This window comes from Paraburkholderia podalyriae (assembly GCF_014397785.1).
Lineage (GTDB): Bacteria > Pseudomonadota > Gammaproteobacteria > Burkholderiales > Burkholderiaceae > Paraburkholderia > Paraburkholderia podalyriae.
Genome location: NZ_VZQQ01000043.1, coordinates 35,758 through 51,665, shown reverse-complemented (window position 1 = coordinate 51,665; position 15,908 = coordinate 35,758). Strand labels below are relative to the sequence as shown.

Sequence of the window (15,908 nt, the reverse complement as noted above, 5' to 3'; positions counted from 1 at the left end):
CGCGCTGCCGCCATCGCGTTCAGGGATCGATACAATCGCAACTGGCGCCTTGAAAAGCTGGGCTTCAAATCACCCCTCGAAGCCCGTCAGGAACGGCTGATGAAGCTGGCCGCCTGAGTTGCAAGAGGCGTGTCCAAACAACCGGAGCCGGTACACGCGATTGACGCCACTAATAACAGCCCGAATAGAAGCCGTAACCAAGTTGGCATCGATACCAACTCCAAACGCGCTACCAGCCACATCAGCCCCTGCCATCTCAGCAACAGCCACAGCCTTCGCATCGGCCCCCTGCGTCAAAGCACGCTCTTCATAGTGCTGAATCCGCACTGGCACTCCCATCGCATCCATCAACGCATCAAGCGGCCCATTGCCTGCGCCGCTCAAAACGCGCCGCGAGCCATTAATCTCGACAGTGAGTTTGATCCTCGCGCCGTCCCCCTGCTCGGACAAATGGTGACCGATATAACGCACAGGGGCCACGCTGAGCACATATTCCTGCTGGAACAACTCCCAGATCTGCGAGGACGTGACTTCCTGCCCACTATCATCGGTATATCGCTGCACAGCAGAGCTGAAATCCACCTGCAATCGCCGTGGCAACACAACGCCATAACCCTGCTCGAGCAGGTACGCAATGCCGCCCTTGCCGGACTGGCTATTCACACGAATGACTGAATCATAAGTACGGCCGAGATCACTCGGATCGATCGGCATATACGGCACTTCCCAGATAGCATCTGGCTTTTGCACGGCAAGGCCTTTCTTGATCGCATCCTGATGCGAACCGGAAAACGCGGTGAACACCAGATCGCCGACGTACGGATGACGCGGATGCACCGGCAACTGTGTGCATTCCTCAGCGGTCCGTGCGACTTCGTTGATGTTCGAAAAATCGAGCCCAGGATCGACGCCTTGCGTGTAGAGATTCAACGCAAGCGTGACGAGATCTACATTGCCGGTGCGTTCGCCATTGCCGAACAGGCAACCCTCGATACGATCGGCCCCGGCCATCACCGCGAGTTCGGCGGCCGCCACCGCAGTGCCCCGGTCGTTATGCGGATGCACGGACACGATCAACGAATCGCGGCGCGCGAGATTGCGGTGCATCCATTCGACCTGGTCAGCGTAGACGTTCGGCGTCGACATTTCGACGGTGGCGGGCAGATTGACGATGGCCTTGTGCTCGGGCGTCGGTTGCCAGATGTCGAAGACGGCGTCGCAGACTTCCTTGGCGAATTCGAGTTCGGTGCCGCTGAACGCTTCCGGGCTGTATTGCAGTGTGAAGTGCGTTTCGGGCGTGGCATCGACGAGACGTTGCATGGTGCGTGCGGCGCTTTGCGCGAGTTCCTTCACGCTGCTTTTCTCCAGGCCGAACACAATGCGGCGAAATTCCGGTGCAGTCGCGTTGTAGAGGTGAACGATGGCGCGCGGCACACCACGCAGCGATTCGAACGTGCGTTCGATCAGATCGTCGCGGGCTTGCGTCAAGACTTCGATTGTGACGTCGTCCGGGATATGGCGGCCTTCGATCAACTCACGCACGAAATTGAAATCGGTCTGCGAAGCGGACGGAAACCCGACTTCGATTTCCTTGAACCCGATCTGCACCAGGGTCTTGAACATGCGCATCTTGCGCTCAGCGTTCATTGGTTCGAACAGCGACTGGTTGCCGTCCCGCAAATCGGTGCTCATCCAGATCGGCGCGCGCGTAATGGTACGCGACGGCCACTGGCGCTCCGTCAAATTGACAGGTTTGAACGATCGGTATTTGGTAGCAGGGTTCTTCAACATTTTCATCATCCGTAGGTTCGACAAGCGGGTAGTCGACCGGACGACGAAAAGGCAAAAGCATAGCCGCCGGTCGGAAACCGGGGCTGGATCAGTTACTGGAGAATCAAGCGGTGCTTCGGTGTATCAGATGGAAGCGCGCAGCAGCAGACCTAGCCCGGTAGAGCGGGCTAGTAGTAGCGATAGGATGGTCTGGGCGCGATACATAGCGTGCAATAGGACCACATTATTGGGATCGCGTCAAGCGCTGGATCACTCAGCGCTGGATCACTCTGTTACCGACGCGCCCCATCTAATCCAAACGGCTACCCGCATGGGTAGCCCGAGCGATTTACGGGCGCGTTGACCGTTGAACACCGCCTGCCATCCGACGCCGTTCAGGCGTTCGCCATGTTGACATCACGTGGCTTCAGTATCGCCCCGTCGGGAATTTCACCGTGTTCCAGATAGCGCCACAGGGCAATCGCCAGACGGCGTGCGAGCGCCACGATACCGATGCGCCGCAGTCGCTTGCCGGTGTCGGCAAACCGCTGGTTGAACCAGCGGCTAAGCTGGCTGCTGGGCTGGAAGCGTAACCAGCTCCATGCAAGCTCGACCATCAACCACCGGCATCGCTTGTTGCCCGCCTTGCTGATACCCAGTTCGACCTGACTGGTGCCACTGGCATATGGCGTGGGCGTCAGGCCCAGGCAGCCGGCCACTTCCCGACGGTTGTGAAACTGCCGCCAGCCAAACAGTTCCCTCATCAGGGTCCAGGCGCTGCCTGTGCCGATTCCCGCAAGCTGTGCCAGCAACGCCATGCCGGGGTGCGAGCCGCTGCGCACCTGCTGGTCCTGCAGTGCTTCGAGCAGGCTTACCTGTTTGCGCACAACCGCGAGCCGCTCACATTCGCGTTCAATCTCGGCGCGCAGGCCGGGCGCCAGTTGCTCGCGCTGCTGGGCCCACCAGTGAGTCCAGATCCGGCCACCGACATATCTGACCCGAAGGTTGTGCAGCACGAGCAAGGAGCGGATCCGGTTGGTGTGTGCGGTACGCTCCTGCCGCAGACGCTCCAGTTCACGGTGCAGGCGCCGGTCGTCTTCCTGCTCAGGCGTCGGGATGCGCGCGACGGCCCATAGCCGGTGCTCGCCCGCGTAATAACGCATAAGCATCGAGAGCAACTTGTCGCTATCAAGGCGGTCCGTCTTCGCGCGACGGGAGCGCCGGTTCACCTCAATACTGGCCGAATCCACCACGAGATTGACGATACCCTGCTGAGCCAGCCAGCGGTGCAGCCAGAAGCCATCGCGGCCAGCCTCGTAACAGCTGTAGACGGGTGCTTCGGCGCTGAGATGGCAACGCACTCTGGCGTTCGCGATGGCGGTGAGGACAGCCGAGGTATCACCTGCGACGACCGTACACCGGCTCGGCGCGCGGCGGCCATCACCCAGTGAGAGCTTCCAGCTCTTATCGCCCAGTTCAAAAGCCACGTATAGCCGGGCAGCTACCGTCGTATTCTGCCCTCGGAGGGCTGTGTCAGGCGCATCCATTTTGCGTGCTCCTTGAGAAAACGGGTCTGCGAATCCCGTTTTTACTCCGCCGAGCCCACTTCCGCAGCCCTCCCATAGCATCTATCACGGTCATCGTTTCCATCGAGGTCATAGGTTGCGCTGTGCGCTGGCATTTCCGCTTTCGGTTGAGCTTGCGTGACTTTGACGTACTGCTCTTCGAGCGCAGCGTGATCGCGACATACGAGACTGTCCGATGCTGCTGCGACAAGTTTGGTAAGGGCGTTGCCCACCGTGTAAAAGCTTCGGGCTGATCCGGCAACATTTCGCGCTCAAGCGGCATCTGTTGCGCGCTTCACTACTTCGCAAAAACTTGGAGCCCAGTTCGTTACATGGCGCGAATTCGCCGAATTCGCCCAAGATCCGTCGACGGCGATTTCGGCCGCCGCGGCAACGATCAAGCGACCCGAGGACGTCTGAAAGTCCGCCAATATTTCGTGTTCGCCGGCTCGTACGGCAGCAAACACAGTGTTCGATTTCATTTCATTGTCGCCTTCTCCATGACTTTCAATTGATGCAGCAATCGTGATCGGTATGAAACAGGTTTCGTTGACCCCTTTCACAGACTCGATGCCGGTTTTCTGGGCTGCGTGCACGGTCTTCCAAATCTGTGCCCGGTCAAAAATAGAGCGATCGTACGATCCTGCCTCAGCCTGATTGCATTTCTTGTTGACCGAATAACAAGTAGCGTACACTATAAATGCGTTTTCCTTCTATTTACAGCGAGATTCCGTTGCGTAACCGCACCGATACCGCGCACTCCACCCAGCACGCGGGTGCCCGAGCGCGCGAAAGCGGCACACATTATCAGGGATGCGAAGCAATCTGTTTCATGGTCGCCCTGTCAGACGTCAGTGAGAATGGACCTTCCGATTGCTCACCTACCCGACTCCCCGGATGACGCCTTTCGCCCCAAGGCGTGTCTCGACGGCCGACTTCCAGCGCAGCGATGGTGTTCCGGTCACACGCTGCTGCGGTGTGCGTCACCGGCCAGCGGGGTCAACTCGCTGGACAGAGCCACAGCCCCTGCCTCCAGCATCATTTTCCGGCGCGCTTCTCCCACGGCGATGCTTTCGTCCAGTTGTCGCTCGAGATCGGCGTCTGCGTTGGCAGGCCTCCATCGTGCGACGCCATGCCTCTGCCGCGTCAGGCGCGCCAGGTCGAGCGCCTGTTTCGCCAGCCTGGCGCACTCGAACTCCACGTCGCCGCAAACATCCGGAGGAAGGGCGTATTCCCAAGTCGAACTGACATACTCCCGGGCATAGTGGACTGTCGCCGGAAAGTCCCGCAGCACTGACGTGATCTTGTGTTTGAGCCACTTCCATTCGACGGTGGGAAACGAGAATTCAGGGACATGCACGCCGACCGTCGGTTGACCGCTACCGGTGCGAATCGCTTCTGCTGATGCCCAACCGGCCCTGTGCATCATGGCGCGGCAGGTGCGCGCGAATTTCTCAAGAGAGAGCGCGACTTCGAGCGCAGCGTCGCGCCGTTCGCGCCGATGATCACGTCGGTCCCTGTGTGAGTTCCAGCCGATGGTCACGATTGAGCTGACGACACCCGAAGCCAGAGCAACCTTGAACGTACCCCACCAGTCGAACTGCTGCACCAGCGGAAACCATCCCGATGCCATGTCCACTTTCTCCATTGTTCGACTCATCAGTTCAACCCGCATTTTACCGTCGGGAGAAAATGCGGCGGAGTTTCATCGGACCCCGCCCAACACAAGTTCCTGCGTGTTCAGGTCTCTGTCTGGCCGTGCGCTCACTGGTGACCTGGCCCGTTCCGATCGGGTGCCATTGCGCGGTGACCATCACGGCGTCAATACCCTTGCAGGCGCCGACGGCTCGACATGCGAGCGTCTGCGGGGCAAACCGGAACCATCTTCGGGCCTTCGCAGGCTCAATGAACGAGCCGCTTCCCGGCGCCTCACAGACCGTCATCTGTGCGCGGTTCGCGACGGCTCCCGTGTATTGCGGTCGAAAGGAACTCTGACCTGGGATCAGGGCGATCCATGCGAGCCTTCGCGGTGATTACCTGAAGCGTGCTCCGCATCAGCGTTTTGCCCATACGCCAATCTCGCGAAACCCGCGGCGAGGCCGGGATGCGCTGCAAGGAAATCTGAGGACGACCGGCGCGTGCCCGTTGCGGCTGCCTCGACAATCGCACGTCCAGCACAAACGGCGCTTCACACGGGACTCCCGGCTGGCGCCCCCGTGTCAGTGAAGGCGCATACAAGCGACTTCCGTCGCTATCAGCGCAGAGCGCGTGATGGCGCCTTGACCGGCTGCCGGACACGTCCGGCTCCGGGTGCGGTGCTGCCCGGCCTGCGGCTTCCGGCGGTCGCGACCGCAGCCAGGCTGCATGGCAAGACAGTGCGTCTGCGATAGATAGCCAAACGCTAGCCTGTCGGCAGGGCAAACCCCATGGGCTGAACGGCGTGACACACCACATGCGCGACTACGCCGAAGCTTTCCGGCGGCGCTCGCCTTGCCGCGCTGAGGATCGACCGCCTCGCCAGATTTTCTAGTCCACCAGAAAATTGTCGACCAACTGATTGAACGCATCGGCATGTTCGATCTGCGTCCAGTGCCCGCATTGACCGAAGACGTGCAATTGTGACGGGCCGATGAGTTCGAGCAGCCGCAGCGAGTTGGCGAGCGGAATCACCTGATCGTCGCGGCCATGCACGATCAACGTCGATTGCCGGATGTCGCCCAGTTCATGTTCGTGACACGCGAGCGCATCGACCCAGCGTTGCCGCGGCGCCGGAAACATCGCGGAAAACGACTCCTGATAGCCGGGCCGGATGCTGGCCCGATAGCGCGACTCCGCCAACTCCGGCGTGAGACGTGAACGATCGAACGCGAACACGTTCATGATGCTTTGCATGTTCGCGACCGTCGGCTCGTAGCCCCACACCGCATCGAGCCCCGACGTCAGATCGAAGCGCACACCCGCTGCACCCATCAGCACGAGCTTGCGCACGCGCTGCGGATGACGCACGGCCATTGCCAGCGCGAGGGCACCGCCGAACGAGTTGCCGACCAGGTCGGTGCGCTCGATGTCAAGCGCATCCAGGAGACCGACCAGGTGGTTCACCCACAGATCCATGTCGTAGTGTGTGTCCGCGCGACGCTCCGTGTAGCCGAAACCCGCCATGTCGGGTGCGATCACGCGGCGCGTACGCGCGAGCGCCGGCATCGTAAGACGCCAATTTGCCCACGCGGTGACCCCGGGCCCCGAGCCGTGAATCAGCAGCACCGGTTCGCCGACGCCGACGTCGTGATAATTCGTGTCGAGGCCCGCCGCGCGAATCCGCAGGCCGATTTCAGGATCGTGTTGCTGTGTCATGATGAACTCCCTGGCCGTCGCCTTCCTGGCGGCGGCATTGATTGATTGTCAGAACGGGATGACCGCGCGCGCCCACACCGCCTCGCCCGCCGGTCTGTTTCTCACGAAAAGCTCCTTCACCACACGCACGTCCACGCTCCCCTTCGCAAACTCGTAGCGAAACCCTGGGCCGATTGCGAAGACCTGACCGCGAAAGCCGTCGCCGTTCACCGACGCGCCGTACTGTGTGTCGTCCGTGGTCTGCTTGACGAAATAGCCCGCAATGCCGACTCGCGCCTTGGTCGTCACCGCGTAGCTCGTGCCATAGTCGACGTGGAACAGTTGGCCCGAGTGGTAGTCGGTCGCGGTGTTGATCGAGTTGACGCTGTAGGTAACCTTGGCCGACATTTCGAATCCGGCGGCAGGAAACCAGCTGATGCCGAACACCGGTCTCACCGTGTAGTAATGCTTGCCGGTATTTAACGCCGCGTTCTTGTCATACTGTCCGGTCGGCAACACGAATTCGACTGCGGCCACGGTGCGCAGCGAACCATCGCCCCACGCGATCATCGCGGGACTCACAATCAGATCGCCGAGATTCGTGCGATCGAACGCGGCCCCACCCGCGTCGAGCGACAGATGCTCCATGGGCAGCACCGCATACGCGCCGAAGCGCCCGCCGAGCAGCGACAGATTCGACATGTACACGAGCCTCGGAATCAGCACGTCAGCATTCAACTTGAACCCCGGCACGGAACTGTTGCCATGCGAGTCGTTGAAGCGCGAAGCGAAGTAATGCGTGTAGTACAGCAGCCCATACAGACCCGCGGGCGGCAACGCTCCGGCGAAAAAGGCCTCGGCGCCCTCGCCTATCGTGTCGCTGCCGCCTTCGGTGGCGTGCACGTTGGTGCTGAGTGCGGCGCAAATGCCGGCCAGCAGCATCCCTCGCCTGAACGCGATTCGAACTTCCATCTTGCTGTCTCCTCGATATTGTTTTCGTGAGCCGTTGTGGGTGGACGGCCTGGCGGCCGCCCGCAACGGGATTACTTCTTCAGATCGAGCGCGACATCGACGATCATGTCTTCCTGCCCGCCGACCATGCGCCGCCGCCCCAGCTCCACAAGAATATCGATCGTCTTCAGACCGTATTTCCCGGCGGCCGCCTCGGCGTGCCGCAGGAAGCTCGAATAGACGCCCGCATAGCCAAGCGCCAGCGTTTCGCGGTCGACACGCACCGGCCGATCCTGCAACGGACGCACGATGTCATCGGCTGCGTCGAGCAGACCGTACACATCGCAGCCGTGATTCCACCCAAGCCGGTCCGCCGCCGCGATAAACGCTTCGAGCGGCGCGTTGCCCGCCCCCGCACCCATGCCCGCCAGCGATGCGTCGATCCGGTCGCAGCCCTCCTCGACCGCGACGATCGAATTCGCCACGCCGAGCGACATGTTGTGGTGCGCGTGCATGCCGGTCTGGGTGTCGGGCTTCAAGACGTCCTTGAAGGCGCGGAAGCGCTCGCGCACGCCGTCCATCGACAGTGCGCCGCCCGAGTCCACGACATAGACGCAGGTCGCGCCATAGCTTTCCATCAGCCTTGCCTGCTGCGCCAATGCGGCGGGCGTTGTCATGTGGCTCATCATCAGAAAGCCGACGGTGTCCATGCCGAGTTCGCGCGCGTGCTCGATATGCTGCTTCGACACATCCGCCTCGGTGCAGTGCGTCGCGACGCGCACGACGCGCGCGCCCGCATCGTAGGCGTTGCGCAGATCGTGGACGGTGCCGACGCCCGGCAGCAGCAGCGTCGCGACCTTCGCGTGGCTGACCGTTTCAGCGACGGCCGCAATCCATTCGACGTCGCTGTGCGCGCCGAAGCCGTAGTTGAAGCTCGATCCGCAGAGACCGTCGCCGTGTGCGACCTCGATCGAATCGACGCGCGCATCGTCGAGTGCGCGCGCAATCGCCTTCATGTTCGCGATGCTGTACTGATGACGGATCGCGTGGCTGCCGTCGCGCAGCGTCACGTCGGAAATATAGAGTTTGCGGTTATGCATGGTGTCGCTCCGTTGCGCGATCAGGCCGCGAGCGGCGCGAGCCGCGTTTCGGCGATACGTTCGGCGCACGCGAGCGCGGCCGAGGTCATGATGTCGAGGTTGCCCGCATAGGCCGGCAGATAGTGCGCGGCGCCCTCCACTTCGAGAAAGATCGAGGTCTTCAGTCCCGTGATCGGGCCGAAGCCCGGCACGTTCAGCGGCTGGCTTGCGTCGAACAGTTCGAACTGCAAGCGCTGCTTGAGCCGATAACCCGGCACGTAACGCTGCACACGCTCGGCCATCGCGGCGACGCTCGCTTCAATGGCGTCGCGGTCACCGGGATCGGACAGCGTGAAGATGGTGTCGCGCATAATGAGCGGCGGCTCGGCCGGGTTCAGGACGATGATGGCCTTGCCGCGCGTCGCGCCGCCGAGCACCTCGATTGCCTTCGAGGTGGTCTCGGTGAATTCGTCGATGTTGGCGCGCGTGCCTGGACCGGCGGAGCGGCTGGAAATCGAGGCAACGATCTCCGCGTAGTGGACCTTCGCCACACGCGACACTGCGTTGACCATCGGAATCGTCGCCTGGCCGCCGCACGTCACCATGTTGATGTTGGGCGCGTCGAGTTCGTCGTCGAGATTGATCGACGGAATCACATACGGGCCGATTGCCGCGGGCGTCAGGTCGATGACCTTGACACCGTGCGCCTGCAGCAGCGCGTTGTGATGCTTGTGGGCGCCGGCCGAAGTGGCGTCGAACGCGATGCGGATGTCGCCGAAGTCCGGCATGGCGAGCAGGCCGTCGATGCCGCCTGCGGTCGTCGGCACGCCGAGACGTTGCGCGCGCGCGAGGCCGTCCGACTGCGGATCGATACCGACGAGCACGCCCATCGCGACATGTTTGCCGTGACGCAGGATCTTGATCATCAGGTCGGTACCGATGTTGCCGGAGCCGATGATGGCGACTTTTTGCGGCGCCGATGCGCCATGTACGTTTGTCATGGTCAGGTTCCCTTTGATGCGTGGCGCGCTAGCGCCCGAGTTCGAATGCGGTCTTGCCGCCGATCCCGAACTGCGTCTTCGGGATTTCGATCAGCAGCACGCGCACCGATTCGCGCGGCGCGCCGATGGATTCGATGGCGGCGTCAGTCAGTGCGCCGATCAGGCGCGCCTTCTGTTCGTCGGTGCGGCCTTCCATCAGATGAACGTGGATGATGGGCATGAATGTCTCCGTTTATTCCGGCACGCGTCGTTCAGACGAAGCGCATCGACACGCTGCCTAGATGCTGGAAGCGCGCCGTGACCGAATCACCCGCAGCGACCGCAATCGCCTCGGTCACGCCGCCGGTCAGGATCAACGTGCCTGCGGGTATGGCCTTGCCGCGCGCGCCGAGCATGTTGGCGAGCATCGCGACGCTCGCCGCCGGATGACCCAGCACAGCCGCCCCTGACGCCGTCGCGACGATTTCGCCGTTCTTCTCCAGCACAACGCCGAGATTCTTCAGGTCGAGCCCTTCGGCGCTGCGATGCCGGCCGCCCGTCACGAAGCGCGCTGACGACGTGTTGTCGGCAATCACGCTCTTCAGGTCGAAGCGGAAGTTTTCGTAGCGCGAGTCGATCACTTCCACCGCGGGCAGCACGAAGTCGGCTGCGGCCAGTACCGTGCCGATGTGGCAGCCGGGACCGGAAAGCGGCTGCTTCGTCACGAACGCGATTTCTGCTTCCACCTTGGGATGGATCAGCGACGAGGTGTCGATCGCCGCGCCGTCCATGCACGAGCCGTAGTCGGTCAGGAAACCGTAGACCGGGTCCGTCACGTTCATCTGGCGCATCTTCGCGTGCGACGTGAGACCCATCTTCAGGCCCGCGACCTTCATGCCGCGCGCTTCCTTGCGCGCACGCAGCGCGTCCTGGATCGCATATGCGTCGGCCCAGTCGATCTGCGGATACGCGTCGGTGATCTTCGTGATCGCCTCGCGCTGCAGTTCGGCCTCGTCCAGCCGCTGCGCGAGGGCGTCGATCGTCGTTTGATCGAGCGTCATGGTCTTTCTCCCTGAATGAAACGCACCGACGCGCTGCCGATGCCGCCGAGACTGATCCGCAGCGAGTCGCCCACCGTTACCGGCACCATCGCCGCAAGCGAGCCGGACAGGATCACCTCGCCCGCGTGGAGCGTCATGCCGAGCCGGCCGAGGGTGTTCGCGAGCCACGCCACCGCGTTGGCCGGATGCCCGAGCGCCGCCGCGCCCGCGCCGGTTGCCGCGATCTCGCCGTTCTTTTCGAGCGTCATGCCGACCAGCGCGAGATCGAGTTGGCGCGGGTCGACCGCCTGATCGCCGAGCACGAATACGCCCGAGGATGCGTTGTCGGCCACCGTGTCCTGGATGCGGATCTTCCAGTCGCGAATGCGCGAATCGACGATCTCGAAGCACGGCAGCACAGCCTCGGTGGCGCGCAATACGTCCGCATTCGTCACGCCTGGGCCTGCAAGGTCGTGTTTCAGCACGAACGCGATTTCGCCCTCGGCTTTCGGCGCGATCAATTGCGACATGTCGATAGCGGCGCCGTCCGCGAACACCATCGCCGAGGTGAGATGCCCGAAGTCCGGCTGGCGCACGTCGAGCATGTTCATCACCGCTTCGCTCGTCACGCCGATCTTCTTGCCGATCACTCGTTCGCCGTCGAGCGCGATGCGGCGTTCAATCATCCGCAACTGGATGCGGTAGGCGTCGTCGATCGTGATGCCGGGTTCGCGTGCGCTCAGCGGCGCAACCGGCTCGGCATGACGCAACGCGCGAAAGAGTTCGTCGCCGTAGCGCTCGATCGCTTCGGGCGTGAGCCCTTCTGTTTTCAAGGGATTCATCTCAGCCCTCACAGCTTGACGCATACGTTGCGCAGCTCGGTATAGAACTCGAGCGAATGGATACCGCCTTCGCGGCCGATCCCCGACTGTTTCGCGCCACCGAACGCGGTGCGCAGATCGCGCAGAAACCACGAATTGATCCAGCAGATGCCCACGTCGAGCGCGCGCGCCATGCGATGCGCGGTGCCGGCATCGCGCGTCCACACGGTGGCAGCGAGACCGTAGGGCGTGTCGTTGGCTTTCGCGATCACTTCAGCTTCGTCGTCAAACGGCGCGACGTGACAGCACGGGCCGAAGATTTCCTCGCGGATCACGCGCGAGCCGTCCGGCAGGCCAGTCCAGATCGTCGGCTCGATCCACGCGCCGTCCTTCAACCCGGCCGCCATATCGGGTACGCCTCCGCCAGTTACGACCACCGCACCGTCGGCGCGCGCCTGCTCGTAGTACGACAGCACCTTGCTGCGATGCGTCTGCGAGATCAACGGACCGAAGGTGGTGCCTTCGGCGCCGGGGCGCCCCGGACGCAACGCCTTCGCTCGTGCCGCAAGCGCATCGACAAAGCGCTCGTAAATCGGCCGTTGCACGTAGACGCGCTCCGTACCGAGACACACCTGCCCCGTGTTTTCAAAAGCGGAACGCGCGATACCTACCACGGCCGCATCGAAATCGCAGTCGGCAAAGACGATGCCCGCGTTCTTGCCGCCGAGTTCGAACGACACCGGCCGCACGCCGTTCGCCGCAGCCTTCATGATGGCTTCGCCAGTGCGCGTTTCGCCGGTAAAAGTGATCGCGTTCACGCCGGGATGCTCAGTCAGGAACGCACCCGCGGAGTCGGGACCGAAACCGTGCACGACGTTGTAGACGCCCTTTGGCACGCCCACTTCGTTCATCACTTCGCCAAGCAGCGTTGCGGTAGCCGGCGTTTCCTCGGACGGCTTCACCAACACCGTGTTGCCGCATGCGAGCGCCGGCGCGACCTTCCACGTCATCAGCAACAGCGGCAGGTTCCACGGACACACGACCGCGATCACACCGCGCGGCGTACGCACGCCGTAGTTGAGGGCTTCGCCGCCGTCCGGCGTCGCCATGGCGAAGCTTTCGGTGGGGACGTTGCGAATCATGTCAGCGAACACCTTGAAGTTCGCCGCGCCGCGCGGAATGTCGATGTGACTCGCCAGCGCATGTGGCTTGCCGGTGTCGGCAATTTCGGCGGCGAGAAAGTCGTCGAAGCGCCGGGTGATGCCGTCGGCCACCGCGTACAGCAGTTCGACGCGCTGCGGCAGCGTCATGCGCGCCCAGGGTCCGTGCAGGGCCGCGCGCGCGGCCTGCACCGCGGCGTCGACCTCGGCGCGGCCGGCCTCGTGCACGAGCCCGATCACACTGTTGTCGACCGGGTTGCGGTCTTCGAACGTGCGATCCGTGCCGACCCACTCGCCGCCAATGAAATTCTTGAATTCAGTCATGGATAGTCTCGATCGTTTCGTTGCGCCAGTCGTGCGGCTCAGGTCAACACGCTCAGGAAGGCCTCGTTGAGCTTGCGGTCGTGATAGAAAATCGCGCGCCCCAGATCCTTGTCGTGCCACGTGATAGTCGGCTTGTCCGGGTAGTGGATGTAGCCGCCAGCGAAGACCTCGTTGCGGTTGCCGGACGGATCGAAGAAATAGATCGTCGCGCCGCGCGTGATGCCGTGACGCGTCGGTCCGATGTCGAGTGCAACGTCGTGCTTGGAGATCAGATCCGCGGCCTTGAGCACATCGCCCCAGCTATCGAGCTGGAATGACGCGTGGTGAAACTTGTTCTTCTCGGCGTGGCGGATAAACGCGATGTCATGCGCCTTGTTCGAGCACGTCAGGAAAGCGGCGATCTGCATGCCCTCTGGCGTGACGACCTGCTCGGCCAGCGAAAAACCGAGCACGTCGCGAAAAAGCTTCACGGTATCGTCGAGTTCGTCACCATAGAGCAGGCAATGATCGAAGCGGCTCGGCGACATGCCGCGCAGACCGTCGGGCCAGGGATCGGGGTTCACGTCGCCGGTCGCGCTGCCGACCTTGTCCTTCGTCGCGAACAGTTCGATCGAATGGCCCGTCGGCACGGTGAAGCGGAAACGCCGCCCCGTGTGCAGGTGCTCGCCGGCTTCCATCCAGATGAAGTCTTTCGCGTAGCCTGATTCCTTCAGCGCGTTCGCGAGCCGGTCGAGCGTCGCTTCGCTGTCGACGCGAAAGCCGAGGTAATCCATGCCCGGCTCGTCCGCTTCGCGCAGCACGACGCTGTGGTGATCGTGTTCGTCCCATGCCTTCAGATACACGCGCCCTTGCGCGTCGCGGCCGGTTTCATGCAGGCCGAGCACGTCGATGTAGTGCTTCGACGCCGGACCGATTTCGAGGACCCGCAGCGCAATATGGCCGGGTCGCAGTACGCCTTGCAATGCCATGATGTGTCTCCTTGTTCGTTCTGGTTCAGACGCCGCCCGGCGCCTGTTGCTGCTGGATGGATTCGTGGTGTTCGTCCGCCACCGTTCTGGCGCGCGCCTTGTCGATGCAGCGCGCCATCCTGCCGATTACGCGCACCGACAGATCTGTGAGCGGACTGACGCGGCATGCGAGCACCGTGCCGCGCGCTTCCTCGTCGGCGCTCACACACGCGCGGCTCATCTTGCAGGCGTGATAGCGGCCGCTCAGCACCTGCACCTTGCACACACCGCAGCCGCCGCCGCGACAGCCGAGCGGAATGCCTCGCCCGCCTGTCGCCGCCATCGCATGAAGCACGGTGGCGTTTTCTGGGCAGCCGAACGTGTCGCCGGTGTTTTCAACTTCGATCCGCCAGGTCATCACCTCTCTCCTTGAGTGAGCCGACGGAGCGCGTCAGATGCGGAACAGCGGGCTTTTGGCCGCCGCGCTCGCATCCGCCGCCGACAGGAACTGCTCCGTGTAGATGTCGCGTTCGAACAGCCGGCCCTGCATCAAAGTCTTGATGCACGCCTCGACCATCGGCGGCGGCCCGCACAGATACGCCTTGTGGCCGCGATAATCGGTAATGCCCGCAGCGTCGGTGAACTGCGCTTTCAGGACCTCGTGGACGAAACCGCGCGGGCCCGGCCAGCCGCTGTCGTCCGGCTCGCTCGACAGTGCGGGCAAGTAGCGGAAATTCGGGTGGCGCTCGGCCAAGTCTTTGAAGAAGGCTTCGAAATAGAGTTCATCACGTGTGCGGGCGCCGTGGATCAGCGTGATCGGCAACGTCGAGCCCTCGTTCAGCAGATCGAGGATCATCGACTTCGGGCTCGACAGGCCCGAGCCGCCGGCGAGGAAGATCGTCGGCGCCTGCGCCTGTTTGCGCACGAAGAAGCGGCCGAACGGCGCGGCGAACGCCAGTTGCGCGCCCGGTCGCAGTTCGTCGTGCAGCCAGCCGGTCGCGACCCCGTCCGGCACACGGCGAATGTGCATCTCGATCTCGCCGTCATGCGGCGCATTGGCAAGCGAGAATGCGCGCGGCTGGCCGCAGCCCGGTACATGCAGATTCAGGTACTGGCCTGCCTGAAACGCGACACGCCCGGCGCCCTCCACCGCGAGCCGGATCACGCGGATAGTCGGCGTGGCGTCTTCGATCGCGACGACCGTGCCCGTGTAATCCTGCAGCGGCAGATTTTGCGCGTCGGGGTCTTCGTCGATGTCGGCTTCGATCACGAGATCGGACATCGGCGTCGCGCAGCACGCCAGGCACTTGCCCTCTTCGCGCTCGAAGTCCATCAGCGCGAAGTCCGACGCGTCGCCCTGAACGATCTCGCCGTCGACGACCTGCACCTTGCAGGTCGCACACAGCCCGTGACAGCAAGCATGCGGAAGCCACACGCCCTGGCGCAAACAGGCATCGAGCAGCGTCTGCCCCGCTTCGATGCCGATGGTCTGGCCGAGCGGTTCAATACGTACGGTGTAGTCCATCACTGTCTCCCGCGTTAGCTGCACGAACCGCCGATGCCAGTCAGGCCCGGCGTCCGCAGACGGATCACGTCCTTGTGAACGAGACCGTTGTCGGCGAGCGAGCGCTCGCTGTCCGGCCGCCACGGCTCGCCGGATCTGAACCACTGCGCCGTGTGCCAGTCGATCGCGGCAAAATCAGGATGCGCGTCATACAGACCCGGTAGCACGTCCGACACTAACGCGCCAAACGTCATGTCAGCCGGCACCGGCACGCAGATCGGCGCGGCGAACATCAAGTGGTCCTCCCAGCCGATGTAGAGAAGCCGGTTGCCATGAAACTGCGACTCGCGGTCGGCCGGTTCGAACGCGTAGGGTTTGATCGCGGTGATGCTCATGCCTGTCTCCTTCGTCTATCTGTTCTCGTGTCGCGTCGC

16 protein-coding genes and 1 pseudogene are annotated in these 15,908 nt (G+C 62.9%); 1 reads left to right on the top strand and 16 read right to left on the bottom strand.

Going from position 1 to position 15,908, the window contains the following annotated elements; genetic code table 11:
* Positions 1–69: 69 nt before the first annotated feature.
* Positions 70–1,791 carry a 2-isopropylmalate synthase gene (leuA, locus tag F6X42_RS31625; protein ID WP_312892952.1) on the bottom strand — a complete coding sequence of 574 codons (1,722 nt, stop codon included), beginning with the start codon at positions 1,789–1,791 and terminating at the stop codon, positions 70–72.
* Positions 1,792–2,165: 374 nt separating this feature from the next.
* On the bottom strand, positions 2,166–3,317 hold the full coding sequence (locus F6X42_RS31620; protein WP_187637956.1) for an IS110 family RNA-guided transposase: 1,152 nt from the start codon (positions 3,315–3,317) through the stop codon (positions 2,166–2,168).
* A 79-nt stretch (positions 3,318–3,396) separates the two neighbouring features.
* Here F6X42_RS31620 and F6X42_RS44370 point away from each other — a divergent pair.
* A pseudogene (locus F6X42_RS44370) lies at positions 3,397–3,583 on the top strand (IS6 family transposase); the annotation flags it as partial.
* A gap of 24 nt (positions 3,584–3,607) precedes the next feature.
* On the opposite strand, the gene F6X42_RS31615 reads toward F6X42_RS44370, so the two are convergent.
* From F6X42_RS31615 to F6X42_RS31550, 14 genes are all read right to left on the bottom strand, one after another.
* Entirely contained in the window at positions 3,608–4,030 is a 423-nt protein-coding gene (locus tag F6X42_RS31615; RefSeq protein WP_187637955.1) for a hypothetical protein, read from the bottom strand.
* Between the two features lie 266 nt (positions 4,031–4,296).
* The gene (locus F6X42_RS31610; RefSeq protein ID WP_187637954.1) at positions 4,297–4,983 is read right to left on the bottom strand and encodes a hypothetical protein; all 687 of its coding nucleotides are present in this window, start codon (positions 4,981–4,983) and stop codon (positions 4,297–4,299) included.
* A gap of 878 nt (positions 4,984–5,861) precedes the next feature.
* Positions 5,862–6,689: an alpha/beta fold hydrolase gene (locus tag F6X42_RS31605; RefSeq protein ID WP_187637953.1), complete on the bottom strand. Its 828-nt coding sequence runs from the start codon at positions 6,687–6,689 to the stop codon at positions 5,862–5,864.
* A gap of 48 nt (positions 6,690–6,737) precedes the next feature.
* Positions 6,738–7,640 (bottom strand): SphA family protein, encoded by a 903-nt coding sequence (locus F6X42_RS31600; protein WP_187637952.1) that lies wholly within the window; start codon positions 7,638–7,640, stop codon positions 6,738–6,740.
* A 71-nt stretch (positions 7,641–7,711) separates the two neighbouring features.
* Entirely contained in the window at positions 7,712–8,719 is a 1,008-nt protein-coding gene (dmpG, locus tag F6X42_RS31595) for a 4-hydroxy-2-oxovalerate aldolase (RefSeq protein ID WP_187637951.1), read from the bottom strand.
* Positions 8,720–8,739: 20 nt separating this feature from the next.
* Positions 8,740–9,699, bottom strand: a complete 960-nt coding sequence (locus tag F6X42_RS31590; protein WP_187637950.1) for an acetaldehyde dehydrogenase (acetylating) — start codon at positions 9,697–9,699, stop codon at positions 8,740–8,742.
* Positions 9,700–9,727: 28 nt separating this feature from the next.
* The gene (gene thmT / locus F6X42_RS31585; protein ID WP_187637949.1) at positions 9,728–9,919 is read right to left on the bottom strand and encodes a 2-hydroxymuconate tautomerase; all 192 of its coding nucleotides are present in this window, start codon (positions 9,917–9,919) and stop codon (positions 9,728–9,730) included.
* A 31-nt stretch (positions 9,920–9,950) separates the two neighbouring features.
* Positions 9,951–10,739: a 2-oxo-3-hexenedioate decarboxylase gene (dmpH, locus tag F6X42_RS31580; protein WP_187637948.1), complete on the bottom strand. Its 789-nt coding sequence runs from the start codon at positions 10,737–10,739 to the stop codon at positions 9,951–9,953.
* A complete protein-coding gene (gene dmpE / locus F6X42_RS31575) occupies positions 10,736–11,560 on the bottom strand; it encodes a 2-oxopent-4-enoate hydratase (protein WP_187637947.1) in 825 nt (274 codons plus the stop codon). Before dmpE ends, dmpH begins: the two co-directional genes overlap by 4 nt.
* Before the next feature lie 8 nt (positions 11,561–11,568).
* On the bottom strand, positions 11,569–13,023 hold the full coding sequence (locus F6X42_RS31570; RefSeq protein ID WP_187637946.1) for a 2-hydroxymuconic semialdehyde dehydrogenase: 1,455 nt from the start codon (positions 13,021–13,023) through the stop codon (positions 11,569–11,571).
* Positions 13,024–13,061: 38 nt separating this feature from the next.
* Positions 13,062–13,991, bottom strand: a complete 930-nt coding sequence (locus F6X42_RS31565; RefSeq protein ID WP_187637945.1) for a catechol 2,3-dioxygenase — start codon at positions 13,989–13,991, stop codon at positions 13,062–13,064.
* Between the two features lie 25 nt (positions 13,992–14,016).
* Positions 14,017–14,388 carry a 2Fe-2S iron-sulfur cluster-binding protein gene (locus tag F6X42_RS31560; protein WP_187637944.1) on the bottom strand — a complete coding sequence of 124 codons (372 nt, stop codon included), beginning with the start codon at positions 14,386–14,388 and terminating at the stop codon, positions 14,017–14,019.
* A gap of 33 nt (positions 14,389–14,421) precedes the next feature.
* Complete coding sequence (locus F6X42_RS31555; RefSeq protein WP_187637943.1) at positions 14,422–15,495, bottom strand: NADH:ubiquinone reductase (Na(+)-transporting) subunit F; 1,074 nt, start codon at positions 15,493–15,495, stop codon at positions 14,422–14,424.
* A 14-nt stretch (positions 15,496–15,509) separates the two neighbouring features.
* Complete coding sequence (locus F6X42_RS31550) at positions 15,510–15,869, bottom strand: phenol hydroxylase subunit P4 (protein WP_187637942.1); 360 nt, start codon at positions 15,867–15,869, stop codon at positions 15,510–15,512.
* Positions 15,870–15,908: the final 39 nt, after the last annotated feature.

Excerpts from the sequence above, each read along its gene's own strand:
- leuA (WP_312892952.1), bottom strand. The coding sequence starts at position 1,791 with ATGTTGAAGAACCCTGCTACCAAATACCGATCGTTCAAACCTGTCAAT.
- F6X42_RS31620 (WP_187637956.1), bottom strand. The coding sequence starts at position 3,317 with ATGGATGCGCCTGACACAGCCCTCCGAGGGCAGAATACGACGGTAGCT.
- F6X42_RS31610 (WP_187637954.1), bottom strand. The coding sequence starts at position 4,983 with ATGGAGAAAGTGGACATGGCATCGGGATGGTTTCCGCTGGTGCAGCAG.
- F6X42_RS31605 (WP_187637953.1), bottom strand. The coding sequence starts at position 6,689 with ATGACACAGCAACACGATCCTGAAATCGGCCTGCGGATTCGCGCGGCG.
- F6X42_RS31600 (WP_187637952.1), bottom strand. The coding sequence starts at position 7,640 with ATGGAAGTTCGAATCGCGTTCAGGCGAGGGATGCTGCTGGCCGGCATT.
- dmpG (WP_187637951.1), bottom strand. The coding sequence starts at position 8,719 with ATGCATAACCGCAAACTCTATATTTCCGACGTGACGCTGCGCGACGGC.
- F6X42_RS31590 (WP_187637950.1), bottom strand. The coding sequence starts at position 9,699 with ATGACAAACGTACATGGCGCATCGGCGCCGCAAAAAGTCGCCATCATC.
- thmT (WP_187637949.1), bottom strand. The coding sequence starts at position 9,919 with ATGCCCATCATCCACGTTCATCTGATGGAAGGCCGCACCGACGAACAG.
- dmpH (WP_187637948.1), bottom strand. The coding sequence starts at position 10,739 with ATGACGCTCGATCAAACGACGATCGACGCCCTCGCGCAGCGGCTGGAC.
- dmpE (WP_187637947.1), bottom strand. The coding sequence starts at position 11,560 with ATGAATCCCTTGAAAACAGAAGGGCTCACGCCCGAAGCGATCGAGCGC.
- F6X42_RS31570 (WP_187637946.1), bottom strand. The coding sequence starts at position 13,023 with ATGACTGAATTCAAGAATTTCATTGGCGGCGAGTGGGTCGGCACGGAT.
- F6X42_RS31565 (WP_187637945.1), bottom strand. The coding sequence starts at position 13,991 with ATGGCATTGCAAGGCGTACTGCGACCCGGCCATATTGCGCTGCGGGTC.
- F6X42_RS31560 (WP_187637944.1), bottom strand. The coding sequence starts at position 14,388 with ATGACCTGGCGGATCGAAGTTGAAAACACCGGCGACACGTTCGGCTGC.
- F6X42_RS31555 (WP_187637943.1), bottom strand. The coding sequence starts at position 15,495 with ATGGACTACACCGTACGTATTGAACCGCTCGGCCAGACCATCGGCATC.
- F6X42_RS31550 (WP_187637942.1), bottom strand. The coding sequence starts at position 15,869 with ATGAGCATCACCGCGATCAAACCCTACGCGTTCGAACCGGCCGACCGC.